The organism is Citrobacter sp. wls716, assembly GCF_005280975.1.
GTDB lineage: Bacteria > Pseudomonadota > Gammaproteobacteria > Enterobacterales > Enterobacteriaceae > Citrobacter > Citrobacter youngae.
On sequence record NZ_SZWX01000049.1, the window covers coordinates 1 to 25321 of the forward strand.

The window sequence follows — 25321 nt, forward strand, 5'->3', positions numbered from 1 at the left end:
CGTGCAGGATGACTCGACTTCGTCTCGCCCTGACGGGCCGTTGCTAACGCAACGTTATCCTTCACGTTTAACACCTGAGTACGATGTTAAAGTTGGTGGGGCGTGCAGGATTCGAACCTGCGACCAATTGATTAAAAGTCAACTGCTCTACCAACTGAGCTAACGACCCACTTTTGCGCTGCTTTTGGTTTGTTTGATATCCCTTGGCAACGGCGGCATATATTACTGATTTCAGATTTTAGCGCAACAAAAATTTCGATGTAAATTACTCAACTGCTTAGGAATCACACGACGCGACCAGAAATAACACGATTTCTGGTCGCATGGTGTGCATTACATCGCGCCAAGGACGGGCCGTTGCTTACGCAACGTTATCCTTCACGTTTTACAATCGCGTTCCACCTTAGCGATTGGTGGGTCGTGCAGGATTCGAACCTGCGACCAATTGATTAAAAGTCAACTGCTCTACCAACTGAGCTAACGACCCACTTTTGCGCTGCTTTTGGTTTGTTTGATATCCCTTGGCAACGGCGGCATATATTACTGATTTCAGATTTTAGCGCAACAAAAATTTCGATGTAAATTACTCAACTGCTTAGGAATCACACGACGCGACCAGAAATAACACGATTTCTGGTCGCATGGTGTGCATTACATCGCGCCAAGGCGTTTTTGCGCTTGTTTCGCGCCATCAGTACCAGGGTATTTAGTGATAACCTGCTGATAAACCGCTTTCGCTTTTGCTGTGTCACCCTTGTCCTGCATGATGACGCCGACTTTGTACATCGCGTCTGCAGCCTTCGGTGATTTCGGGAAGTTTTTAACTACGGATGCAAAATAGAACGCTGCATCATCTTTTTTACCCTTGTTGTAATTCAACTGACCGAGCCAGTAATTCGCATTGGGCAGGTAAGTAGAATCCGGGTACTTTTTGATGAAGTTCTGAAATGCAACGATCGCATCATCCTGACGGGATTTATCCTGCACCAGGGCGATTGCCGCATTGTAATCAGTATTCGCATCGCCAGTTTGCGCCGGTGCGCCTGACGAAGCTGCAGCACCCGCATCGGGTGCCGGGGTTGCCGCCCCACTCTGATCGCCAGCCGCAGATTGCGCCGCAGGCGCGCTACCGCTGCCAAGATTATTCATCTGCAGCAATATCTGTTTTTGGCGTTCAACAACCTGATTCAGCTGATACTGACTTTCCTGAATTTGACCACGCAGGGCATCAATATCGGACTGATTATCGGAGAGTTGTTGCTGGAGTTGGGTTAAAAGCTGACTGTGAGCGTTAGAAATACGCTCGAGTTGAGTGACGCGGTCTTCGACCGAGCCAGAGCCGACACTACTGATTGGCGCCTGAGCAAAAGCGGCCCAGGGGGCCGCTATGCCAACCAGTAACGACAGACTCAACAGGTGATGTCTGAAGTTACTGCTCATGCAATTCTCTTAGTAAACCAGTACGGCGCGACGGTTTTTGGCGTAAGCCGCTTCGTCATGACCCAGTACTGCAGGTTTTTCTTTACCGTAAGAAACGATGGAGATCTGGTCAGCAGAAACGCCTTTACCCTGCAGGTACATCTTAACGGCGTTAGCACGACGTTCACCCAGGGAGATGTTGTACTCAGGCGTACCACGTTCGTCCGCATGACCTTCTACGGTGACTTTGTAAGACGGGTTGCTACGCAGGAAGTTAGCGTGCGCATCCAGCATTGCAGCGAAGTCAGAACGGATATCGTACTTATCCAGATCGAAATAAACGATGTTGTTCTGCTGCAGCTGTTGCATCTGCAGACGCGCTTGCTCTTCGGAGGACATGTTGCCGCTACCGTTTGCATCCATACCAGTGCCGGCACCCAGCATGCCTTCGCTGCCGTCATTGCTGGCGTTCTTGTTAGAAGAACACGCTGCAATAGCCATAACAGGCAGAGCAATCATCAGCCCTTTCAGCACTTTGTTCAGTTGCATTTCAATGATTCCTTTATTAATCAATTATTTATTATCACAGATACGGCGACCAGGCAGGGAATTTAACCTGACCATCAGTTGCCGGAAGACGCGCTTTGAAACGCCCATCTGTAGAAACCAAATTCAGCACGGATCCCATCCCCTGAGAAGAGCTGTAGATTACCATAGTGCCGTTAGGTGCCAGACTTGGCGTTTCGTCCAGGAACGTTGACGACAGAACTTGTACGCCACCCGCTACCAGATCTTGTTTGGCAATGTGCTGCTGACCATTAGCCGAGCTTACCATTACCATAAACTTACCGTCGCTGCTGACATCAGCATCCTGGTTTTGTGAACCTTCCCAGGTAATACGCTGCGGAGCACCGCCGTTGACGTTAACTTTATACACCTGCGGACGACCGGCCTGGTCAGACGTAAAGGCCAGGTTTTGGCTGTCCGGGAACCAGGTAGGTTCCGTGTTGTTGCTACGACCATCAGTGACCTGACGGATCTGACCAGAACCGATGTCCATGACATACAGATTCAGGCTACCGGTTTTAGACAGGGCAAACGCCAGTTTGCTGCCATCCGGAGAAAACGCAGGTGCACCGTTGTGACGCGGGAACGAGGCAACCTGACGCACTGCGCCGTTGGACAACGTCTGAATAACCAGCGCTGAACGACCGCTTTCGAAGGTAACGTAGGCCAGTTTAGAACCGTCCGGAGACCACGCCGGAGACATCAGCGGCTGCGGAGAGCGGTGAACGACAAACTGGTTGTAACCATCGTAGTCAGACACACGTAATTCGTACGGGAACTGACCACCGTTCGTCTGAACAACATACGCGATACGAGTACGGAATGCGCCCTTAATACCGGTCAGTTTTTCAAAAACTTCGTCACTTGCGGTATGGCCCGCATAACGCAGCCACTGCTTGTTCACTTTATATGTGTTCTGTGCCAGTACGGTACCTGGTGCGCCACCGGTATCAACCAGTTGATATGCAACGCTATAGGAACCATCCGGGTTTGGCGTAACCTGGCCAACCACTACGGCATCAATACCCAGGGCAGACCATGCAGCAGGCTGAACTTCAGCCGCAGTCCCCGGCTGCTGCGGCAGGCGAGAACGGTCTAATGGGTTAAATTTACCGCTGTTACGCAGGTCAGCACCTACGATACCACCGATATCTTCAGGTGCGGCGCCCGGCCCTGCCCACTGGAACGGGACAACACCAATCGGGCGTGCCGAGTCCACCCCTTGGGTGATCTCGATACGTACTTCTGCATGCAGCACTGCTGCCCACAGCATCAGAAAACCAAATGCTACTCGTAATGCCTGCTTCATCATATCTCCCTTATCTGGACGGAACGCCCACGATAATTTAGCAGAATGTTAACAAACTCAAATACACAAAACTACCAGAACTCTGTCTCAACCTTAGACTGTTTCCCCCGATTCCTCAGGGGTCGTTATTACAGTTTAAAGTCCAGTTTGGCATCTTTTACTTTTTCATAAACAGCCTGGCTAGGCGGCTTAGGAATTCTGGCTGTTTTCGCAGCCGTCAGCGCAGCCTGGCACAATGCCGGATCCCCGCCCTCTTCGGTCACATCCAGTAGCAGACCATCAGGCGCTAACTTGATATGTAATACGCAGGATTTACCCGCATACAAATCGGCGCCATACAGACGACTCTGAATCGCATTACGAATTTGAGATGCGTAAGCACTGATATCAGCGCCAGATGCACCGCCATTTGCACCACTTGTACCACTATCTTTCGCCGGTTGGCCGTTTCCTTTCGCTCCACCGCCCGATTTCGGTGCATTCTTACCGGAGCTTAAGTCACCTAATAAGTCGTCAACACCCGAAGCGGCAGCGGCTTTTTCGGCAGCGGCTTTTTTCGCAGCAGCGGCTTTATCTGCCGCAGCTTTCTTATCGGCAGCAGCTTTCTCGGCTGCAGCCTTTTTATCTGCTGCAGCTTTTTCAGCAGCAGCTTTCTTGTCAGCGGCAGCCTTTTCAGCAGCGGCAGCTTTCGCGGCGGCGGCTTTTTCTGCTTTCTCAGCGGCAGCTTTCTCGGCTGCTGCTTGCTTAGCGGCTTCAGCTTGAGCTTTCTTCGCAGCGTCCGCGGCTGCCTTAGCAGCTTGTGCTTCGGCAACCTTCTTAGCATCGGCAGCCGCTTTTGCAGCTTCCGCCTCAGCTTTCTTCTGTGCATCAGCAGCGGCTTTCTTCGCGGCATCTGCCGCTTGTTTCGCCTGAGCATCTGCTTTAGCTTTCGCATCTGCAGCAGCCTTCGCCGCAGCCTCTTCAGCCTGCTTTTGTTGCTCCTGTGCTTTCGCCGCAGCGGCTTCAGCCTGTTTCTGCTGTTCCGCCTGCTCGCGCACTTTTTCCTGCGCCGCTAAACGTTCTTTCTCCAGCTGTTTCAGACGCTCTTGCTCTGCCGCCTGCTTCTCACGAAGCTCCTCGGCCTGCTGCTGCGCCTGTTTCTCACGCTGTTCTTCTGCACGTTTCGCACTTGCCTGCTGTTGCTGCTGCCTGTCGTACTGTTGAACAACAGCACCAGGATCGACCATAACGGCGTCGATGGACGAACCGCCACCGCCGCCGGCTGAAGCATCAATGTGCTCATCGAACGAACTCCAGATCAGCGCTGCAAATAAAATGACATGCAGCACCGCTGAAATAATTATCGCCCTTTTGAGCTTGTCGTTTTGTTCGGTTGCCTTTGACACTCTCGGTTCCCAAAAAACTGTTCGCCTGTTACGCGCTATCTTTCAAGCCAGCAATACGCAGTCATCAGATTGGCTGCGTCATCAAGCCAACCGATTTAACGCCTGCACTGTGTAACAAGTTCAGCGCTTTAATTATTTCATCATAAGGCACGTCTTTCGCACCACCGATTAAAAATACCGTTTTCGGATTGGTCTGCAGGTGGCTCTTCGCTTCCGCGATAACCTGCTCCGGCGGCAGCTGATCCATCCTGTCTTTTTCAACCACCACGCTGTATTGCCCAACACCGGAAACTTCAATAATGACCGGTGGCTCGTCGTTACTGCTGACGGCTTGCGATTCAGTCGCATCCGGCAGGTCGACTTCCACACTCTGCGTAATGATCGGTGCGGTTGCCATAAAGATCAGCAACAGCACCAGCAGTACGTCAAGCAACGGTACAATATTGATTTCAGACTTAAGTTCGCGACGACCTCGTCCACGCGTTCTGGCCATGGTTTACCCCTTGTTGCTCTCGCTAACGGTAAACGCCTGGCGGTGCAGAATCGCGGTGAACTCTTCCATAAAGTTGTCGTAATTCAGTTCCAGCTTGTTCACGCGCTGATTCAGTCGGTTGTAAGCCATAACCGCCGGAATTGCCGCAAACAGACCGATGGCCGTTGCAATCAACGCTTCCGCGATACCCGGTGCAACCATTTGCAGCGTCGCCTGTTTTACCGCGCCCAGCGCGATAAATGCGTGCATGATCCCCCAAACGGTACCGAACAGACCGATATACGGGCTGATGGAGCCGACAGTGCCGAGGAATGGAATATGCGTTTCCAGCGTTTCCAGTTCACGGTTCATCGAGATACGCATCGCACGGGATGCCCCCTCAACGACCGCTTCCGGCGCATGACTATTCGCCCTATGCAGACGCGCAAATTCTTTGAATCCGCTGTAGAAAATTTGCTCTGAACCCGCCAGATTATCACGACGCCCCTGGCTTTCCTGGTACAGGCGCGACAATTCAATGCCGGACCAGAACTTGTCTTCAAACGCTTCGGCTTCACGTGAAGCAGCATTAAGAATACGGGTCCGCTGGATAATAATGGCCCAGGATGCGATTGAGAAACCAATCAAAATCAACATGATAAGTTTAACCAGAAGGCTTGCCTTCAGGAACAAATCAAGGATATTCATGTCAGTCACTGCTTAAACTCCGCGACAATAGACTTGGGAAGCGCACGAGGCTTCATTTTGAGTGGATCAACGCAAACAATCAGAACTTCGGCTTCATTCAGCACGACGTTCTCTGCGTTGACAATGCGTTGCGTGAAAACCAATGAGGTGCCACGCATTGACGTAATTTCGGTTTGGACTTCGAGCATATCGTCAAGCCGGGCAGGCGCAAAATACTCCAGGGTCATCTTGCGCACCACAAAGGCTACACGTTCGGCCAACAGAACCTGCTGACTAAAGTGATGATGACGCAGCATCTCTGTGCGTGCTCTTTCATAAAAAGCGACGTAGCTGGCGTGATAAACCACCCCACCGGCATCGGTGTCTTCATAATAGACACGAACCGGCCATCGAAAAATATACTTATTCATTCTTACTGCCTCTTTGTTGGCTTCGCCCACTCACACCGGTCGCTTAACGTTGTAAGCGCCTGGTGACTCGCGTTCTTGCCGCCGCGATGCATCAAGAATGTCGTTGTATATCGCGCTGTCTTCACTTTACATCCCGGTAATGCAATTAGGTTAGTGCTTTCAAACTTCGCTACTATACGCGCGGGAATGGTGCTTTGGAATGGGGGAAAGTAAACGGAGAGTAAAAAATTATGGGCTTATGCAAGCCCATAAATATTTAAGGATGTTTCTTATTCAAAAGAAGAAGAAAATCAGACCAACAACGAGGACGATATCTGCGATCAGCGGGCAGAAGATGCCCTGCCAGTGTACGGCGCGAGGACGAAAGCCAACGCCGTGAATGATGCCTGCGCAGACCGCCCACATCAGCAGAAAACCATGCCAGATTTCAAGCTCACTGGTTTTGGCCGCGAAACGTGACGGATCCCAGAATATGCAGCCGGCCAATACGATTGCCAGCACAAATGAAAGCGCCCGCAAGGGGCGCTTGTCCATCGCGTTGTATACCATCGCGATAATGTTGATCATCAACTGTCTTCTTGTCCGGCCTTGCCTGATTCAACGTGCTCAAGCGCCAGCGCTGTGATTATCCCAAATGCACAGGCAAGAAGCGTTCCCAAAATCCATGCGAAATACCACATTTTAAGCTCCTTACTTAGTACAGAGAGTGGGTGTTGCTTTCAATATCTTCTTTAGTGATGCGACCAAACATCTTCCAGTAACACCAGCCGGTGTACAGCAGAATGATCGGTACGAACACACAAGCTACATACGTCATCAGATTCAGCGTCAGCTGACTGGACGTTGCATCCCACATGGTCAGACTCGCATTCATCATGGTGCTGGATGGCATCACAAACGGGAACATCGCGATACCGGCAGTCAGGATGATGCAGGCTAACGTCAGTGAGGAGAAGATGAACGCCCAGGCCCCTTTCTCCATACGGGAAGTCAGAATAGTCAGCAGCGGCAGAACCACGCCCAACGCCGGAACCAGCCACAGAATAGGTGCATTGTTAAAGTTCACCATCCATGCGCCCGCTTCACGCGCCACTTCTTTGGTCATCGGGTTAGAGGCGGCGTGGTGATCCAGTGCGGAAGTCACAACATAACCATCAATACCGTAAATAACCCAAACGCCGGCCAGTGCGAAGCAAACCAGAGTCACCAGCGCCGCAACCTGTGAGGTGGTACGTGCACGCAGATGTAGTTCGCCTACGGTACGCATCTGCAGATAGGTTGCGCCCTGAGTGATGATCATCCCTACGCTCACAACCCCTGCCAGCAGACCAAACGGATTCAGCAACTGGAAGAAGTTACCGGTGTAGTACAAGCGCATGTACTCATCCATGTGGAACGGAACACCTTGCAGCAGGTTGCCAAACGCAACACCGATAACCAGCGGCGGCACGAAGCTACCGATGAAGATGCCCCAGTCCCACATGTTGCGCCAGCGCATGTCTTCGATCTTGGAGCGGTAATCAAAACCGACCGGACGGAAGAACAAAGACGCCAGTACCAGGATCATCGCCACATAGAAACCGGAGAACGCAGCGGCATACACCATCGGCCAGGCAGCGAACAGTGCGCCACCCGCGGTGATGAGCCAAACCTGGTTACCGTCCCAGTGCGGGGCGATGGAGTTAATCATAATTCGACGCTCGGTATCATTACGACCGAGGAAACGGGTGAGCATGCCCACCCCCATGTCGAAGCCATCAGTGACCGCAAAACCAATCAGCAGAATGCCAACCAGCAGCCACCAGATAAAACGCAATACTTCATAATCGATCATTTGACGACTCCTGTCTTAGCGTGCCGGCTGAGAAGTCACAGTGGACTGCTCGTAGTGATAACGACCGGTTTTCAGGCTACTCGGCCCAAGGCGTGCGAACTTGAACATCAGATACAGTTCAGCCACCAGGAACAGGGTATACAGGCCGCAAATCAACAGCATCGAGAAGATGAGGTCGCCAGCGGTCAGCGAAGAGTTCGCTACGGCTGTTGGTAACACTTCACCAATCGCCCACGGTTGACGACCGTACTCTGCGACAAACCAACCGGATTCAATCGCAATCCACGGCAGCGGAATCGCATACAGCGCGGTGCGCAGCAGCCATTTTTTCTCGCCGATACGATTACGAATCACGGTCCAGAAGGACACAGCAATGATAGCCAGCATCAGGATGCCGCACGCCACCATAATACGGAATGCGAAGTACAGCGGTGCAACACGAGGGATAGAGTCTTTCGTGGCTTGCTGAATTTGCGCTTCGGTCGCGTCGGTGACGTTGTCCGTGTAGCGTTTCAGCAGCAGACCATAGCCCAGATCTTTCTTCATGCTGTTGAACTGGTCGCGAACAGCCTGATCGGTAGAACCTGCACGCAGTTCTTCCAGCAGTTGATACGCTTTCATCCCGTTACGGATACGCTCTTCGTGCTGCACCATCAGATCTTTCAGACCAATGACCGGTGTATCAACGGAGCGGGTAGCGATGATGCCCAGGGCATAAGGAATTTGAATCGCAAAATGGTTTTCCTGCGCATCCTGGTCCGGAATACCGAACAGCGTAAAGGATGCCGGTGCAGGTTGGGTTTCCCACTCGGCTTCAATAGCAGCAAGTTTGGTTTTCTGCACGTCGCCCATTTCGTAACCGGATTCATCACCCAGAACGATAACAGACAGAATGGCAGCCATACCAAAGCTGGCAGCGATAGCAAAAGAACGTTTAGCAAACGCGAAGTCACGGCCGCGCAGCATATAGTAGGAGCTGATACCCAGAACGAACATCGCGCCACAAACATAACCAGAAGCCACAGTGTGAACAAATTTCACCTGTGCTACCGGGTTGAGCACCAGTTCAGAGAAGCTCAGCATCTCCATACGCATGGTTTCAAAGTTGAAATCCGCAGCGATTGGGTTTTGCATCCAGCCGTTCGCAACCAGAATCCACAGTGCGGACAGGTTTGAACCTAAGGCCACCAGCCAGGTGACGCACATATGCTGGACTTTACCCAAACGGTCCCAGCCGAAGAAGAACAGACCTACAAAGGTGGATTCGAGGAAGAAGGCCATCAAACCTTCAATCGCCAGCGGCGCACCGAAAATATCCCCTACATAGTGGGAATAGTAAGACCAGTTAGTCCCGAACTGGAACTCCATGGTCAGACCGGTTGCCACACCCAGAGCGAAGTTGATACCAAACAACTTGCCCCAGAACTTGGTCATATCTTTATAAATCTGTTTGCCGGAAAGGACGTAGACCGTTTCCATGATGGCCAACAAGAACGCCATACCGAGCGTCAGTGGCACAAACAGGAAGTGGTACATCGCGGTCAAGGCAAACTGTAAGCGCGACAGTTCGACTATATCTAACATCATGACTCCTTGCTCATCGCATGAAGACTCCGAGAGTGAACCCCGTTAGAAAGGGTCACACGCATGCCCCAATACAAATTTATTTGCTTCCTTCCCCCGCTGCTCTTTCTTCTCATTTGAAGAAAGGACAATGATGAAAGGTTACAAACATGTTAATAAAACACTCAAATTGATCCCGCAATTATATTACGCCGTAAAATCCTTACAATAAACAGGTTTTTATCGAGGTAAATTTGCATTTTTCGATAGTGATCAATTTATAGCTAATTTATCACTTTCAGACCAATTTGATCTGCAGCAATTTAACCTCATTTGGTGATGTTTACCAAGTTTTAAACATTGATTTAAATCAATTTTCAATTTAAATGTTAATAGTGTTTATCGCTAGCGTGACTAGTGAACGCCATGTTAACGATATGTTTTTCAATGAGTAATTGCCGTTACTACAAATGATAGGATATTTATTTAAATCTACACGATCTTTTAACCAGTCTGGGGGACAAAATTATGGACAGATAAAGAGTCACTATTGCTGGGTAGCTCACAGTTTTTTGTTTAGCAAGTCCTGTAATCATTATTTAATACAAATCATTCATTTTAATTTTACTTATAATTAACACCACAATGTAACTATCTCAACTGGAAGCGAAGCGGCAAGCATTGACCGACGCCCTGAGGTTTGGCGATCTCCCTGCAGAGACCCGCCGTTTCGCTTAAATCATCACTGTAAGTTATCACTCCCACCACAACATCGCTTCTATGCCAAAGAATATATATATTCCGAACAATTCATTATCATTTTTATCTTAAATTTAACAAAAAAAATTTACGACATATAAGATTAATAAATAAAAAACCGTTATGCCGTTCACAAGTTATTTAGCGAATACCATTTTCGAAATTATTAAAAACACCCCTGACAAAGCCTGCGCCACAAAATAAGATTTCGATCACAAACATGGCAAGTGGTTTATTAGGTAATTCGCTAATAAATAAAATAACCAATGGAAATTAATCTATAACACATTGATTTAAATGAATTTTTATGAAGACAAAATATAACAATCATTTTGCGCAGGATATTTTGAAAATAGATCAATTGCTTCCTTTTCCGCTTCCACAGAAACTCCAACCCTATTAAAAGGTTGTCAAAACCCATGCTCTAAATATTAGAAAACAATTTTCACTTATTGACCATCAGCCCTACAGAGGATTACCCATGAAGAAATCTACACTTGTTATTGGCGTCATCGGTGCTGACTGCCATGCAGTAGGCAATAAAGTTCTGGATCGCGTTTTTACTGCTCATGATTTTCACGTAATCAACCTCGGGGTGATGGTGAGCCAGGATGAATATATTGATGCCGCGATTGAAACAGGCGCTGATGCCATCGTGGTGTCTTCCATCTACGGCCACGGCGACATTGACTGCCTCGGCTTGCGTGAGCGCTGTATTGAACGTGGCCTCGGCGACATCCTGTTGTACGTCGGCGGCAACCTGGTCGTCGGAAAACATGACTTCGCCGATGTCGAAGTGAAATTTAAAGAGATGGGGTTTAACCGCGTCTTCGCACCGAGCCACGACCTGGAAGATGTCTGTGCGCTTATCACTAATGATATTCACCAACACAATGGCCTCGAGCAGCGTTGCCTGGAAGAGGCCATCTGATGCAAACAGTTTCTGTCGATATCGGCTCGACATGGACCAAGGCAGCCCTCTTCGCCCATGAAGGTGAGGAATTAACCCTGGTAAACCATGTCCTGACCCCAACCACCACACATCATCTGGCAGACGGTTTTTTTGCCAGCCTGAATCAGGTGCTGAACGTTGCCGATGCTCGCCCGTTACTGAAAAGTGGTGAAGTGCAGTTGAAATACTCCTCCTCGGCCAAAGGTGGACTCGCCGTGGCAGCAATGGGGCTGGTGCCTTCCATTACGCTGGAATCGGCAAAAGTTACCGCCCATTCGGCAGGAGCGAAAATCGCGCAATATTATTCGTACAAACTGAACCGTCATGACATCCAGGAACTGGAATCTGCACCGCCAGATATTCTGTTGTTTACCGGCGGTACAGACGGCGGCGAAGAAAGCTACGGCCTGGCGAATGCGCACGCGCTGGCAGGTTCAAAGCTTGATTGCGCCATTATCTACGCCGGAAACCGGGACATTCAGGACGAAATACAAACGATTCTGGGACACAAAGATCTGACCACGGTAGACAACATTCTGCCGGATCTCGATCACCCGAATCCGTTTGCCGCGCGCCAGGCGATTTGCGATGTGTTCTTGTCACGCATTGTCAAAGGTAAAGGTCTGGACGTCATTGTTGGCGAAACAGGCGAAGAGCCAATGCCGACGCCATGGACGGTCTATGAGTTAGTCAAAGCCATTAGCGATTACGACAACGCATGGAAGGAGTTCATGCTGATTGATATGGGTGGCGCCACCACGGATGTCTATTCAGCCAGCGCGAATACCCTCTCCCCCGATACTGTCCTGCATGGTGTCCCTGAACCGTTCGTCAAACGTACCGTTGAAGGTGATTTGGGCATGCGCGTTTCCGCCGTCGTGGTGGGAGAAAGCACGCAGGATATGGTGAAAGTTGTTTTCGCCCAACAACCACAACGTGAGGAAGCGTTTTATCGCTACCTGCGCCATCTGGTTGGGCAGCCGGACTACCTGCCGGTCAACGAGGAAGAGAAATATTTCGACACTTTGTTAGCCGGTTTGTGCGTGGGCTATGCCACTGAGCGCCACGCGGGCACTAAGAAGCAGGTTTGCACCTGCGTCGGTAACGTGGATTTACAGATGGGTCGCGATCTCACCACCGTACGCAAAGTCGTCGGTTCAGGGGGATGGCTCTCTCGCGCCAGCCAGTTCGATATCCATAACTGGCTTAAATACCGGGAGCTGGACGACCAGGGTAAAAGAATTCTGTTACCGAATCAGTTTGAGTATTACCGCGATTCAAATGGCCTGCTCCCGCTACTGGCAAACGTCGCCAGGCTGTACCCGCAAGCCGCTGCTCGCACCAGCATTCAGTGTTTAACCCTACAAAACTAAAGGCAGCTACGAATGGAACTTCGAAATAAAAAATTGACCCATGACGAATTCATGACCGAAAGGCACCAGGTGTTGCAAACCTGGGAAACCGGCAAAGACGTTGAGAAATTCGAAGATGGCGTGAAGTACCAGCAATCAATTCCAGATTCAAAACGCTTCTCCCTCGCGCTGTTGAAGGCCGATCAAGAAGGTAAAACGCTGAGCCAGCCGCGTGCAGGCGTCGCACTCATGGATGAACATATTGAGCTGCTTAAAACATTGCAGGAAGAATGTGACCTCCTGCCAAGTACCATCGATGCCTATACCCGTCTGAACCGCTATGAAGAAGCCGCTGTCGGGATCCAGAAATCCATCGAAGCAGGTACTTCCAAGCTGAATGGTTTACCAGTCGTCAATCACGGGGTTGCTGCCTGCCGCCGGATGACTGAATCGCTGGAAAAACCGATCCAGGTTCGCCACGGTACGCCGGATGCGCGCCTGCTGGCAGAAATCGCCATGGCCAGTGGCTTTACCAGCTACGAAGGTGGCGGTATTTCCTACAACATCCCTTACGCCAAACGCGTCACCCTGGAAAAATCCATCCGCGACTGGCAGTACTGCGATCGCCTGATGGGTCTGTACGAAGAGAACGGCATTCGCATCAACCGTGAGCCGTTTGGCCCGCTGACCGGTACCCTGATCCCGCCGTTTATGTCCCACTCGGTGGCGATTATTGAAGGTCTGCTGGCGCTGGAACAAGGCGTGAAATCCATTACCGTCGGCTACGGCCAGGTCGGTAGCCTGACGCAGGATATCGCCGCCATTCAGGCGCTGCGTGAACTGTCCCACGAATACTTCCATAACCACGGCTTCGACGATTACGAACTGAGTACCGTTTTCCACCAGTGGATGGGCGGATTCCCGGAAGATGAAGCGAAAGCCTTCTCCGTTATCGCCTGGGGTGCGGCGGTTGCCGGTATGTCCGGTGCCACGAAAGTCATTACAAAAAGCCCGCACGAAGCGTTCGGTATCCCAACGGCTGCAGCCAACGCCCAGGGTCTGAAAGCGTCACGCCAGATGCTCAACATGGTCAGCGACCAGAAATTCCCGCAATGCGCTGCCGTCGAGCAGGAAGTCGAACTGATTAAGAGTGAAGTCCGCGCAGTACTGAAAAAAGTCTTCGAACTGGGTAATGGCGACATTGCGCGCGGTACAGTGCTGGCCTTTGAAGCTGGCGTACTGGATGTGCCGTTCGCACCTGCCGCCTGCAATGCGGGCAAAATTCTGCCGGTGCGCGATAACACAGGCGCCATCCGTATTCTCGAAGCCGGTGCGGTTCCGCTGCCGAAAGATATTCTCGCCCTGCACCACGACTATGTCGCAGAGCGCGCACATTTTGAAGGCCGCAAGCCTTCTTTCCAGATGGTCATTGATGACATCAACGCCGTATCCCACAGTAAATTAATAGGAAGACCATAATGAAAATCAAAAAGGCCCTTTTCACCGCTGGCTACTCCTCATTTTATTTTGACGATCAGCAGGCCATCAAAAATGGCGCCGGTCATGACGGGTTTATCTATACCGGCGATCCGGTAACACCTGGATTTACCTCTGTTCGTCAGGCGGGTGAATGCGTTTCCGTGCAACTGATTCTGGAAAATGGCGCGGTAGCGGTGGGCGATTGCGCAGCGGTGCAATATTCAGGTGCAGGTGGCCGTGATCCGCTATTCCTGGCAGAAAATTTCATTCCGTTCCTCAACGATCACATCAAACCGCTGCTGGAAGGCCGTGACGTTGATGCGTTCCTGCCAAACGCCCGTTTCTTTGATCAACTGCGTATTGACGGTCATCTGCTGCATACCGCCGTCCGCTATGGTCTGTCTCAGGCGCTGCTCGACGCGGCAGCGCTGGCTACCGGTCGTCTGAAAACTGAAGTGGTTTGCGATGAATGGCAACTGCCGTGCGTGCCGGAAGCCATTCCATTATTTGGTCAGAGCGGCGACGACCGCTACATCGCCGTTGACAAAATGATCCTCAAAGGGGTGGACGTCCTGCCGCATGCGCTGATCAACAACGTGGAAGAGAAACTGGGCTTTAAAGGCGAAAAACTGCGTGAGTATGTACGTTGGTTGTCCGACCGCATTTTAAGCCTGCGCACCAGCGAACGTTATCACCCAACGCTGCATATTGATGTGTACGGCACGATCGGTTTGATCTTCGATATGGATCCCGTGCGCTGCGCCGAATACATCGCCAGCCTGGAAGCCGAAGCACAGGGCCTGCCGCTGTATATCGAAGGGCCAGTAGATGCGGGTAACAAGCCGGATCAGATCCGCATGTTGACTGCCATCACCAAAGAACTGACCCGTCTGGGTTCCGGCGTGAAAATTGTCGCCGACGAATGGTGTAACACCTATCAGGATATCGTGGACTTTACCGATGCGGGCAGCTGCCACATGGTACAGATCAAAACCCCTGATCTTGGCGGTATTCACAACATCGTTGATGCGGTGCTGTATTGCAACAAACACGCCATGGAAGCTTATCAGGGCGGTACTTGTAACGAAACCGAGATCAGTGCCCGCACCTGCGTACACGTGGCGCTTGCCGCGCGTCCGATGCGTATGCTGGTTAAACCGGGTATGGGTTTCGATGAAGGTCTCAACATCGTGTTTAACGAGATGAATCGCACCATCGCGTTGTTGCAAACTAAGGATTAAGAGATGGCACGCACATTTAAGATCTTATCGCCGACGGCTATCCTGGGTTATGGCTTCCCGGAAGAAAGTTTTCGTAAAGCCATGGAAGAGTCACCGGATCTTATTGCTGTTGACGCAGGTTCCTCCGATCCTGGCCCCCACTACCTGGGGGCAGGTAAACCCTTTACCGACAGGGCCGGGGTAAAACGCGATCTGCGCTATATGATCGTGGCGGGCGTTAAGAACAACATCCCGGTCGTGATCGGTACCGCCGGTGGTTCTGGTGCCGCTCCGCATCTGGAGTGGTGTCGCCAGATAATCCATGAGATTGCCCAGGAAGAAAAACTGTCCTTCTCAATGGCGCTGATCCCGTCTGATGTCGACAAAGAAATCGTTCATCAGGCGCTGGATAACGGCAAAATCACCGCGCTCGATTTTGTGCCTGAACTGACTCACGAGGCGATTGAAGAGAGTACCTACATCGTCGCGCAGATGGGTGTCGAACCTTTCCAGCGTGCGCTGAAAGCGGGGGCACAGGTTGTTCTGGGCGGACGCGCTTACGATCCAGCCTGCTTCGCGGCGCTGCCGATTATGCAAGGCTTTGATGAAGGTCTGGCGCTGCACTGCGGTAAGATCCTTGAGTGTGCTGCCATTGCAGCAACCCCCGGCTCCGGCTCCGATTGTGCGATGGGCATTATCGACGACAACGGCTTTACGCTGAAGGCGTTCAATCCCAAGCGTAAGTTCACTGAAACGTCTGCTGCGGCGCACACCCTGTATGAGAAGTCCGATCCGTACTTCCTGCCGGGACCGGGCGGTGTGCTGAACCTGAAAGCATGCACCTTTACCCAGGTTAACGAGGGCGAAGTGTATGTCAGCGGTTCACGTCATGAAGAAACACCGTATGCGTTGAAACTGGAAGGCGCGCGTCAGGTTGGCTTCCGCTGCCTGACCATCGCCGGAACGCGCGACCCGATTATGATTGCCGGAATTGACACCATTCTCGAAGAGGTACAGGCAAGCGTAGCACGTAACCTCTCCCTGAATGACGACAGCATCCGCATGACGTTCCACCTGTACGGGAAGAACGGCGTGATGGGCAACCATGAGCCGATGAAAACCGCGGGTCATGAACTGGGGATTTTACTGGACGTCGTTGCGCCGACGCAGGATATCGCCAACAGCGTTTGCTCGCTGGTGCGCTCTACCCTGTTGCACTACGGCTATGAAAATCGTATTGCCACGGCGGGCAACCTCGCTTTCCCATTCTCGCCATCTGATATTCAGAGTGGGCCGGTGTATGAGTTCTCGATCTATCACCTGATTGAAGCCAGCGATGCACTGCGGTTTGATTTCCACATTGAGCAGGTGACGCCAGAAGGAGTTCAGGCATGAAACAGTCAATTTGTTCACTGGCGCAGGTCATTCGCTCAAAAAATGCCGGACCGTACGAACTGGTTTTAGATATTTTGTTTAAAACCCGGGAAGACTATCAGCGCGTAAAACGCTCAGAGCAATTAACTCCGCAACTTATTGCTGGGTTATATAATGTCGAACCTGACTTTATTCACAATATTGTGTGGTTCGATCCGGCAAATGCCGTAAAAATTGTCATGCCGCGCGATATTATTTCCGGCAATGTCGGTGACAATGATGTTTATGGCGCGCAGCAACACGCACCATTATTAAGTATTGAATTCGATCTGTAACAAAAAAACACAATAACAGCCATTGGAGCACAGAGTTCAGCTGTATCACAGTGCTTCGAATATTCATGCGGTTGGTCACAACAGGCGTGCGCCTGAGCTGCTGTCCAGGCTCAGGAACACGCCACCCTACATTATTCCAATTACCAGCCTTTATCCGATGGAGTACACATGAAGAAAATAAGTTTAACCAAGATGATCATATTAGGCCTGATACTCGGCATGATTGCCGGGGTGGCCATTAATAATATGGCCGCGGCTGAAACAGCAAAATCATATGCACAGGATATTTCCATTTTCACCACTATATTCCTACGTATGGTGAAGATGATTATTGCGCCATTGGTTATTTCAACTCTGGTTGTCGGTATTGCCAAGATGGGCGATGCCAAAACGCTGGGTCGTATATTTTCTAAAACCTTTTTCCTGTTTATTTGTGCCTCACTGCTGTCGATCGCCTTGGGTCTGGTTATCGTTAATATCTTCCAGCCGGGCGCAGGCATCAACTTTGTTGCTCATGACGCAGGCGCTGTTGCCGCCGTTAAGTCTGAACCCTTCACGCTGAAAGTCTTTATCTCACATGCCGTACCAACCAGTATCGTTGACGCGATGGCGCGGAACGAAATCCTGCAGATCGTGGTGTTCTCCATTTTCCTCGGTTGCAGCCTGGCCGCAATCGGTGAAAAAGCCGAGCCTATCGTTAAGGTTCTGGATTCGCTGGTACACGTGATGCTGAAGCTGACAGGCTACGTCATGCTGTTTGCCCCACTGACTGTTTTTGCCGCTATTTCAGGTTTGATTGCCGAACGTGGTCTGGGTGTGATGGTCAGCGCCGGGATCTTCATGGGTGAATTCTACCTGACGCTGGGTATGCTGTGGGCAATTCTGATTGGCCTGTCAACCATGATAGTCGGGCCTTGCATCGCGCGTTTGACCAAATCAATCTTCGAGCCTGCACTGCTGGCCTTTACGACCTCCAGTTCTGAAGCAGCCTTCCCGGGCACGCTGGATAAACTGGAAAAATTCGGCGTTTCCTCAAAAATTGCCAGCTTCGTTCTGCCGATCGGTTACTCCTTTAACCTCGTAGGCTCCATGGCCTATTGCTCCTTTGCCACCGTCTTTATTGCCCAGGCGTGCAACATTGAGTTGAGCATGGGCGAGCAAATTACCATGCTGTTAATTCTGATGCTGACCTCTAAAGGGATGGCGGGTGTACCGCGTGCCTCGATGGTTGTTATCGCCGCGACCCTGAACCAGTTCAACATTCCGGAAGCCGGTTTGATCCTGCTGATGGGCGTCGATCCGTTCCTCGATATGGGTCGTTCCGCCACCAACGTCATGAGTAATGCCATGGGCGCTGCCATTGTAGGTCGCTGGGAAGGTGAACACTTTGGTTCAGGCTGCCGCGGAACAGCGCCAGTCAAAACACCGGAGCAAGACCGCCCGGTCACCGAAACAGAAGTCGCGTTGTCCTGATACCTCGTTATTGCCGGATGGCGCTTGCGCTTATCCGGCCTACATAACGTTTAATTATCCGTAGGCCGGATCAGGCGGTACGCCGCCATCCGGCGCATGATAAGTCCCCCAACAGGAAAGCACCATGACTAAAACTCTGCTCGGCGTGAGTCTCTTTTCTTTCAGCGTCTTGTTTAGCGCTACCTCATTCGCGCAAACCGCGCCGGACTACGCCAGACTGATAGAACAGGCGCATCAAAAGTACAAAAGTAACAATGATGGAAAAGTCGCCGACTACATCCCTGCCCTGGCGAGCTACAGCCCAAATAATTTTGCCATCACTATTGCTACGGTGGACGGAAAAATCTACCAGGTTGGCGATGTTAACAAACCCTTTCCCATGGAATCCCTGAGTAAAGTCTTCACCATGGCGCTCGCCATGGAACAGCACGGTCCTCAGGTAGTGCTGGATAAACTCGGGGCCAATGCCACTGGCATGCCATTTAATTCCGGTTTAGCGGTTGAACTGACCAAAGGCGCGCCGGAAAACCCGCTGGTAAACGCCGGAGCCATGAGCACCGTTAGTCTGATTGAAGCCAAAGACAAAACCGATCGCTGGAACAAAATCCTCGACAACCTGAACGTCTGGGCCGATGCCACGCTCACGGTTAATGAGCCGGTTTACAAATCTGAGATGGAGACCAACCAGCACAATCAGGCGCTGGCGAAGCTGATGGAATCCTATAACAGCTTCTATGGCAACACCGACGACGCCGTCGAAATTTATACCCGTCAGTGCTCGGTGGATATCACCGTTGAGCAACTGGCCAAAATGGGTGCCGTACTGGCGAACAAAGGGAAATCGCCCTTCAACGGCAAGCAGTTGCTGAATGAAAAATATGTTCCGCAGGTGCTGGCGGAAATGGCGATTGCCGGACTGTACGACGGCAGCGGTAAATGGCTGTACACCGTTGGCATTCCGGCGAAAAGCGGCGTCGGCGGCGGCATGGTTGCCGTCGTCCCAGGCGAATATGCGATTGCGGTCTATTCTCCGCCGCTTGATGAAGCCGGAAACAGCGTTCGTGCCCAGAAAACTATCGAATATGTCGCCGAAGCGACAAAAGCCAACGTCTTTTTAGCCAAATAACTTTACGCCGGATGGCACATTGCTTATCCGGCAAACAATACGAAGAGGTGAGAAGTAAACATGTCTAAACCATTTGTCTGGCAGGAACTCTTTGTTCAGAGTAAAGATAATACCGAGTATGAATTACTGAGTAACCAGCACGTAACGGTAACGGAGTTAGACGGAGAGGAAGTGATTAAGGTAGCGCCTGAAGCGTTAACCTTATTAGCACAGCAGGCATTTTATGAGGCTTCATTTTTTCTGCGCGCCGGACATTTGAAACAGATAGCCAGCATTTTGCACGACCCGCAGGCCAGCGGTAACGATAAGTACGTCGCATTACAACTGCTGCGCAACGCTGAGGTTTCGGCCAAAGGCGTCCTGCCTAACTGTCAGGACACCGGGACGGCAACCATTGTGGCCTGCAAAGGACAACATGTCTGGACAGGCGGCGATGACGCCGAAGCCTTGAGCAAAGGCGTATATACCACCTTCACCGAAAACAATCTGCGTTACTCGCAAAATGCCCCGCTGGACATGTATACCGAGGTCAATACCCAGACTAACCTGCCAGCGCAAATCGACATCAGCGCCACGCCGGGTAATGAGTATAAATTCCTGTTCGTCAACAAAGGCGGTGGTTCTGCCAATAAGGCGGCGCTATTCCAGGAAACCAAATCCATTCTGCAGCCGGAAAAGCTCACAGCCTTCCTGATCGAAAAAATGAAATCGCTGGGTACCGCCGCTTGCCCGCCGTACCACATCGCTTTCGTGGTTGGGGGCTTGTCCGCCGATCAGGCGCTGAAGACAGCCAAACTGGCATCAACCAAATATTACGATAACCTGCCCACCAGCGGGAACGAGCTGGGTCAGGCGTTCCGCGATACAGCACTGGAAGCCGAACTGCTCAATGCCAGCCGCGAGTTTGGCATCGGCGCGCAGTTTGGCGGCAAATACTTTGCCCACGATATTCGCGTAATTCGCTTACCGCGCCACGGCGGCTCCTGCCCTATCGCCATGGCCCTCTCCTGTTCTGCCGACCGCAACATCAAAGCCAAAATTAACAAACACGGTATCTGGCTGGAGAAACTCGAGCATAACCCGGGCAAATTTATCCCTGATTCACAGCGGGTGGAAAATGGCGCCCAGACAGTTCAACTGGATCTGAACCGTCCGTTACGCGAAATCCTGCATGACCTTTCCGCCCTGCCCATCGGGACTCGTTTGTCGTTAAGCGGCCCAATTGTTGTTGCCCGAGATATCGCCCACGCAAACATCAAAGCGCGCCTGGATAACGGCGAACCGATGCCGGAATACATGAAAAAACATATCGTTTATTACGCCGGCCCCGCCAAAACCCCCGAAAACCAGGCCTGCGGTTCCATGGGGCCGACAACCGGCGGACGCATGGATGGGTATGTCGATGCTTTCCAGGCACAAGGCGGAAGTCTCATTATGCTCACCAAGGGTAACCGCAGTCAGCAGGTCACTGATGCCTGTCACAAACACGGTGGATTTAGCCTCGGCAGCATTGGCGGCGCAGCGGCTCTGCTGGCCCAGCAGTATGTGAAGAGCCTGCAGTGCCTTGAGTATCCCGAACTGGGCATGGAAGCGGTGTGGATGATGGAAGTTAAAAATATGCCTGCGTTCGTATTAGTAGATGACAAAGGCAATAACTTCTTCAGTCAGTTTGAGCAGCAGCATCGCGGCGCAACCTGCCCGGCAGGACATTAAGGAGCTATCATGGAAGCGCGAGCCAACAATGACCGACATCGCCAGCGTCAGCAGAAGCTGAAAGCGCAGGTTGATACCCGCGTGGCGGCGGCAACGGAGAAGAAAGGGATTCTGATTGTCTTCACCGGCAATGGTAAAGGAAAATCTACCGCAGCCTTCGGCACGGCGACACGCGCGGTTGGTCACGGAAAAACCGTTGGCGTCGCGCAGTTTATTAAAGGCCAGTGGGATAATGGCGAGTACAACACACTGCACCCTCTCGGCGTGGAGTTTCATATTATGGGTACCGGTTTTACCTGGGAAACCCAGAACCGGGAAGCCGATATCGAGGCGGCCACCGCTGTGTGGCAGGAAAGTAAGCGCATGCTGGCTGATGCGCATTACGATCTGGTCGTACTGGACGAACTCACCTATATGTTGGCTTATCACTATCTGGATACGCAGGAGGTAATCAGCGCCATCGAAAATCGCCCTGCCGACCAGAGCGTGATCGTCACTGGGCGCGGTTGCCATGCGCTGTTACTTGAACTTGCCGATACGGTCAGCGAGCTTCGCCCGGTTAAACACGCTTTTGATAGCGGCATTCAGGCACAGCCAGGGATCGACTGGTAATCGCTCTTTTGCCGGGTAAGGCGTTTACGCCGCATCCGGCGATTTACCCAAAACCGATACGCTTATCGGGCCTATGGTGAACACCGAAACCTGTAGGCCTGATAAGGCGCAAGCCGCCATCAGGCAGCCGACATCACGGATTTATTTAGCAACCAGTTGCGGAAGATCTCCAAATGAAGGGACTCTGATTTCTCCTCCCGCCACGTCATGATAAATCGATTCCCGGTACGCATTGGAACATCGCAAGGAATCACCATATCCCCACTATCCAGATCGTGCTGAATGGCAAAACGGGGGAGCAATGCGACGCCAAGATTGGAACGTACCGCCGCAATCAGCATCGACAACAGATCAAATCGCGGACCTTTATTCACCAGCGGACTGCTGACATCGGACAGCGCAAACCATTCCTGCCAGCCTTTGATGCGGGTACTTTGATGCAACAGCGGGTATTCGTTCAGCAGTTCATCGACGGACAGCTTCCGGTCCGGTTCAGCAAGCAAGCAACGGCTGCACACTGGCAGAATTTCCTCTTCGAACAGGTACTCGACCCCCGACCACGGCGAGTAAAAATCTTCCCGCATGATCGCTGCGTCATATTCCCGGTTAAGAAAATCACCAATATTCGCCAGAGAATGTATATTAACGATAATATCAGGATTGAGTTTATTGAACTCACGCAGGTTTGGGATCAGCCAGTGCGTACTGAACGTCGGGTTAACCGCCAGTTCGATCACTTGTACGGTCGGCTGCCATGTCATGATCGTCGTCGTATCTCGTTCAAGCTTGTTCAGTGTTTCTTTAACAATAGTTAAATAGTGTTTGCCTGCCGCATTTAAAAAAATGCGCTTTTTGGCATGATTAAATAGCGCTGTATTAAGAAAATCCTCTAGCGCATTCACCTGGCGGAAAACAGCACTTTGTGTTAAAGCCAGCTCTTCAGCTGCCCGGGTATAACTTTCGTGACGCGCAACCACTTCAAAAGTTACCAGCAACTCCGTTTTGGGTATTTTTCCTCTCATAACCTCTTCCATATGCAGCGTACAAAAATAGTTTAATTTATAAAAAATAATTCATATCACCCGAATAAACATCGAGTGTTATATTTTATTTCAGGCATTGATGTCATTGATCCAATCCATGATTTGTTCATACTGATGGCGGATAAATATTAACCAATAATACTCAAGCACAACAATAAACACAATTTAATTAAGGTTAAATTCAGACACATAGCGCCAATAAGTTCTTAATAATTTTTCAAGTCATCTTGTTTATTGTGGAAAAAACTTTGCGAGATTAATCAATATTATCCTTGTGATAATTTAGGAAAATTCAGCGTTATAACTTACAGGCAAACGACTGCTTTTAATCATTCTCCGGAGTGGTTCTGCCTTTTTTTGTTAGACGTGATAAAGGACACAATGTGAAAACTTTCGGAAAGGTCTGGCTCGTTGGCGCAGGTCCCGGTGATATTTCATTACTCACCCTCAAAGCAGTGATGTGCATTAAACAAGCAGATGTCATTATTTACGACAGGTTGGTCAATCCTAAGATTCTGGAATGGGCATCCGCTGACTGTGAGCTTATCAATGTCGGTAAGAATCCGGGATTTCATTGTGTGCCACAGGATGAAATCAACGCGCTTCTCGTTCAGTATGCCCAGACGCATCACAATATCGTGCGCTTAAAAGGGGGCGATCCCTACGTATTTGGTCGTGGGGCCGAAGAAGTTGAAGGGCTTATTGAGCCGGGGATCCCTTTTGAAGTCGTCCCCGGTATCAGTTCAACCATTGGGGGATTAACCTGTGCCGGGATCCCGGTAACACATCGCGATTACGCCTCTGGTTTTCACGTGGTGACCGGTCATACACGCGAAGGCAACCAGCAGCAGGACTGGCGCCAGCTGGCGAAACTTAACGGTACGTTGGTTATCGTCATGGGTATTGCGAATCTGGCGTTTATTTGTGAAGAACTGTTGATGGGTGGGAAACCGGCGGAGACGCCCGCGGCCATCATCATGTCCGCGACCCGGGAGAATCAGCGCCGGCTGACCTGTACCCTCGGCTCGTTACTGAGCAATGCGCAGGAAGCCAACATTACGCCGCCTGCACTGATCGTCATTGGCGATGTCGTCACGCTGAGCGATCGTCTGTCTTTTATTCCTGCCGCTATAGACCTCCCTGAACATCTTTACTGCGAGAGTCTGGCGTGACGAAAAGACTGGGGTGATGTTTGATGCGCCGCCCGGAAAACGCGACAAAAATAGCTGGTTTGTGCGTACTGAAGTTTCCGGGCGATACTGTCTATTGAATGAACCGGATCGTGTAATAACTCCCCCGCCTTTTGCATTTTTTTCTGACTCACCCAGGTTTTAAAGTTAACGCCCTGGCGCTTCTTAAAAAATCGGCTGAAATAATTTGCACTTAAACAGACATGTGCCGCCACAGACTCCAGAGATAAGTCACTATACAGGTTATCATCAATATAACGCAGTGCCGCCAGTAGTTTTTTCTCATGACGAGAAAGCTCCGTTAAATAGTGCCGGACGTTACTTGTCGGTTTATCGAATACCACTTCAGATTGTTTTTTTTGCACCTCAAAATTGTTAACAATAAAATGCAATAAATTAGCCGATGCCACCAACGTATTATTATCAACCGCAACAAGCTGATCCCACTCGGCTTTTATTTGAGGATCACACATCCATCGTGATTCATCTTCAACAATGATGGTTTTATATTCCTGGTACTTAGCCCGAACCTGACCACAGATAATAAAACCATGCAGATTCTCCTCATAAATTAATGGTATGGAGAACAGACTTAGCCCTGCATGGCAGCAGAATATTCTGGGCTTACACTGTTTCAGTGCCTCAAAAACACACTGTTTATCGCACGTTTGGCAACCAACACTGTAGCGTTTATTCGCTCTCATCAGCTTACAGAATGAATTAAAATTATGGCAATCAGAGAGAGCTCTGCCTGTAACATCAACGACTACCGTTGCTAACCCCGTCGCATTGGAGAATACTTCTGCTATAGAGAAAAAACATGGTAAGTAATCATCCTGAATTTTCAGCGACACGCCATCCTCCAACCTTAATATGACTAAAGGCGGTAATATGCAAAATCCAGGCAAAAGAAAGAATGATGCTCGCCGCAAAAAATAATCTCATTTGTGAAGATGATTGTGATCAAATTGCATGATGCGGGATGACAGAAAATAAAAAAGGCCATCATCAGATGGCCAACCATGT

24 protein-coding genes and 2 tRNA genes are annotated in these 25321 nt (G+C 50.7%); 11 read left to right on the forward strand and 15 right to left on the reverse strand.

What is annotated here, in order from left to right; translation table 11 throughout:
- Window positions 1-93: 93 nt before the first annotated feature.
- The 13 genes from FDX24_RS16310 to cydA form a co-directional block, all read right to left on the reverse strand.
- Window positions 94-169, reverse strand: a tRNA-Lys gene (locus tag FDX24_RS16310).
- Between the two features lie 242 nt (window positions 170-411).
- Window positions 412-487: transfer RNA gene (locus tag FDX24_RS16315), tRNA-Lys, on the reverse strand.
- 164 nt (window positions 488-651) lie between these two features.
- A complete protein-coding gene (cpoB, locus tag FDX24_RS16320) occupies window positions 652-1440 on the reverse strand; it encodes a cell division protein CpoB (protein WP_048212240.1) in 789 nt (262 codons plus the stop codon).
- 9 nt (window positions 1441-1449) lie between these two features.
- Window positions 1450-1968 (reverse strand): peptidoglycan-associated lipoprotein Pal, encoded by a 519-nt coding sequence (gene pal, locus FDX24_RS16325; protein ID WP_003022983.1) that lies wholly within the window; start codon window positions 1966-1968, stop codon window positions 1450-1452.
- A 34-nt stretch (window positions 1969-2002) separates the two neighbouring features.
- Window positions 2003-3295: a Tol-Pal system beta propeller repeat protein TolB gene (gene tolB / locus FDX24_RS16330; protein WP_038638949.1), complete on the reverse strand. Its 1293-nt coding sequence runs from the start codon at window positions 3293-3295 to the stop codon at window positions 2003-2005.
- 128 nt (window positions 3296-3423) lie between these two features.
- Window positions 3424-4680: a cell envelope integrity protein TolA gene (tolA, locus tag FDX24_RS16335; RefSeq protein ID WP_003022980.1), complete on the reverse strand. Its 1257-nt coding sequence runs from the start codon at window positions 4678-4680 to the stop codon at window positions 3424-3426.
- Window positions 4681-4744: 64 nt separating this feature from the next.
- Window positions 4745-5173, reverse strand: a complete 429-nt coding sequence (gene tolR / locus FDX24_RS16340) for a colicin uptake protein TolR (protein ID WP_137364629.1) — start codon at window positions 5171-5173, stop codon at window positions 4745-4747.
- 3 nt (window positions 5174-5176) lie between these two features.
- Window positions 5177-5869 (reverse strand): Tol-Pal system protein TolQ, encoded by a 693-nt coding sequence (tolQ, locus tag FDX24_RS16345; RefSeq protein ID WP_003022976.1) that lies wholly within the window; start codon window positions 5867-5869, stop codon window positions 5177-5179.
- Complete coding sequence (gene ybgC, locus FDX24_RS16350) at window positions 5866-6270, reverse strand: tol-pal system-associated acyl-CoA thioesterase (RefSeq protein ID WP_005125439.1); 405 nt, start codon at window positions 6268-6270, stop codon at window positions 5866-5868. The genes tolQ and ybgC overlap by 4 nt, the downstream gene beginning before the upstream one ends.
- Before the next feature lie 273 nt (window positions 6271-6543).
- On the reverse strand, window positions 6544-6837 hold the full coding sequence (gene ybgE / locus FDX24_RS16355) for a cyd operon protein YbgE (RefSeq protein WP_115600759.1): 294 nt from the start codon (window positions 6835-6837) through the stop codon (window positions 6544-6546).
- Window positions 6837-6950 (reverse strand): cytochrome bd-I oxidase subunit CydX, encoded by a 114-nt coding sequence (gene cydX / locus FDX24_RS16360; protein ID WP_003022970.1) that lies wholly within the window; start codon window positions 6948-6950, stop codon window positions 6837-6839. The genes ybgE and cydX overlap by 1 nt, the downstream gene beginning before the upstream one ends.
- A 14-nt stretch (window positions 6951-6964) precedes the next feature.
- Window positions 6965-8104 carry a cytochrome d ubiquinol oxidase subunit II gene (cydB, locus tag FDX24_RS16365; RefSeq protein ID WP_005125441.1) on the reverse strand — a complete coding sequence of 380 codons (1140 nt, stop codon included), beginning with the start codon at window positions 8102-8104 and terminating at the stop codon, window positions 6965-6967.
- 15 nt (window positions 8105-8119) lie between these two features.
- A complete protein-coding gene (cydA, locus tag FDX24_RS16370; RefSeq protein WP_005125442.1) occupies window positions 8120-9688 on the reverse strand; it encodes a cytochrome ubiquinol oxidase subunit I in 1569 nt (522 codons plus the stop codon).
- A gap of 1219 nt (window positions 9689-10907) precedes the next feature.
- Here cydA and glmS point away from each other — a divergent pair.
- From glmS to cobO, 10 genes are all read left to right on the forward strand, one after another.
- Window positions 10908-11357: a methylaspartate mutase subunit S gene (glmS, locus tag FDX24_RS16375; RefSeq protein WP_003022963.1), complete on the forward strand. Its 450-nt coding sequence runs from the start codon at window positions 10908-10910 to the stop codon at window positions 11355-11357.
- Window positions 11357-12751 carry a methylaspartate mutase accessory protein GlmL gene (gene glmL / locus FDX24_RS16380; RefSeq protein ID WP_061067545.1) on the forward strand — a complete coding sequence of 465 codons (1395 nt, stop codon included), beginning with the start codon at window positions 11357-11359 and terminating at the stop codon, window positions 12749-12751. Before glmS ends, glmL begins: the two co-directional genes overlap by 1 nt.
- Before the next feature lie 12 nt (window positions 12752-12763).
- Complete coding sequence (locus FDX24_RS16385; protein ID WP_048212243.1) at window positions 12764-14209, forward strand: methylaspartate mutase subunit E; 1446 nt, start codon at window positions 12764-12766, stop codon at window positions 14207-14209.
- A complete protein-coding gene (locus tag FDX24_RS16390; protein WP_005122534.1) occupies window positions 14209-15450 on the forward strand; it encodes a methylaspartate ammonia-lyase in 1242 nt (413 codons plus the stop codon). Before FDX24_RS16385 ends, FDX24_RS16390 begins: the two co-directional genes overlap by 1 nt.
- A 3-nt stretch (window positions 15451-15453) precedes the next feature.
- A complete protein-coding gene (locus FDX24_RS16395; protein WP_003022951.1) occupies window positions 15454-16824 on the forward strand; it encodes an acyclic terpene utilization AtuA family protein in 1371 nt (456 codons plus the stop codon).
- Window positions 16821-17138 (forward strand): DUF4387 domain-containing protein, encoded by a 318-nt coding sequence (locus FDX24_RS16400; RefSeq protein WP_005122536.1) that lies wholly within the window; start codon window positions 16821-16823, stop codon window positions 17136-17138. Before FDX24_RS16395 ends, FDX24_RS16400 begins: the two co-directional genes overlap by 4 nt.
- 168 nt (window positions 17139-17306) lie before the next feature.
- A complete protein-coding gene (locus FDX24_RS16405) occupies window positions 17307-18611 on the forward strand; it encodes a dicarboxylate/amino acid:cation symporter (protein ID WP_048212246.1) in 1305 nt (434 codons plus the stop codon).
- Window positions 18612-18735: 124 nt separating this feature from the next.
- Window positions 18736-19737: a glutaminase A gene (gene glsA / locus FDX24_RS16410; RefSeq protein ID WP_048212247.1), complete on the forward strand. Its 1002-nt coding sequence runs from the start codon at window positions 18736-18738 to the stop codon at window positions 19735-19737.
- A gap of 60 nt (window positions 19738-19797) precedes the next feature.
- Window positions 19798-21450, forward strand: coding sequence for a class I fumarate hydratase (locus FDX24_RS16415; protein ID WP_137364630.1), 1653 nt, complete (start codon window positions 19798-19800; stop codon window positions 21448-21450).
- A 9-nt stretch (window positions 21451-21459) separates the two neighbouring features.
- Window positions 21460-22062, forward strand: a complete 603-nt coding sequence (gene cobO, locus FDX24_RS16420) for a cob(I)yrinic acid a,c-diamide adenosyltransferase (RefSeq protein WP_048212249.1) — start codon at window positions 21460-21462, stop codon at window positions 22060-22062.
- Window positions 22063-22181: 119 nt separating this feature from the next.
- Here the strand turns inward: cobO and FDX24_RS16425 are convergent, their stop codons facing one another.
- Window positions 22182-23084 (reverse strand): LysR family transcriptional regulator, encoded by a 903-nt coding sequence (locus FDX24_RS16425; RefSeq protein ID WP_048212250.1) that lies wholly within the window; start codon window positions 23082-23084, stop codon window positions 22182-22184.
- A 404-nt stretch (window positions 23085-23488) separates the two neighbouring features.
- On the opposite strand from FDX24_RS16425, the gene cobA reads away from it, so the two are divergent.
- Window positions 23489-24277, forward strand: a complete 789-nt coding sequence (cobA, locus tag FDX24_RS16430; protein WP_048212251.1) for a uroporphyrinogen-III C-methyltransferase — start codon at window positions 23489-23491, stop codon at window positions 24275-24277.
- Here cobA and FDX24_RS16435 read toward each other — a convergent pair.
- Window positions 24256-25149, reverse strand: coding sequence for a PocR ligand-binding domain-containing protein (locus tag FDX24_RS16435; RefSeq protein WP_061068808.1), 894 nt, complete (start codon window positions 25147-25149; stop codon window positions 24256-24258). The two genes, cobA and FDX24_RS16435, sit on opposite strands and share 22 nt — an antisense overlap.
- Window positions 25150-25321: the final 172 nt, after the last annotated feature.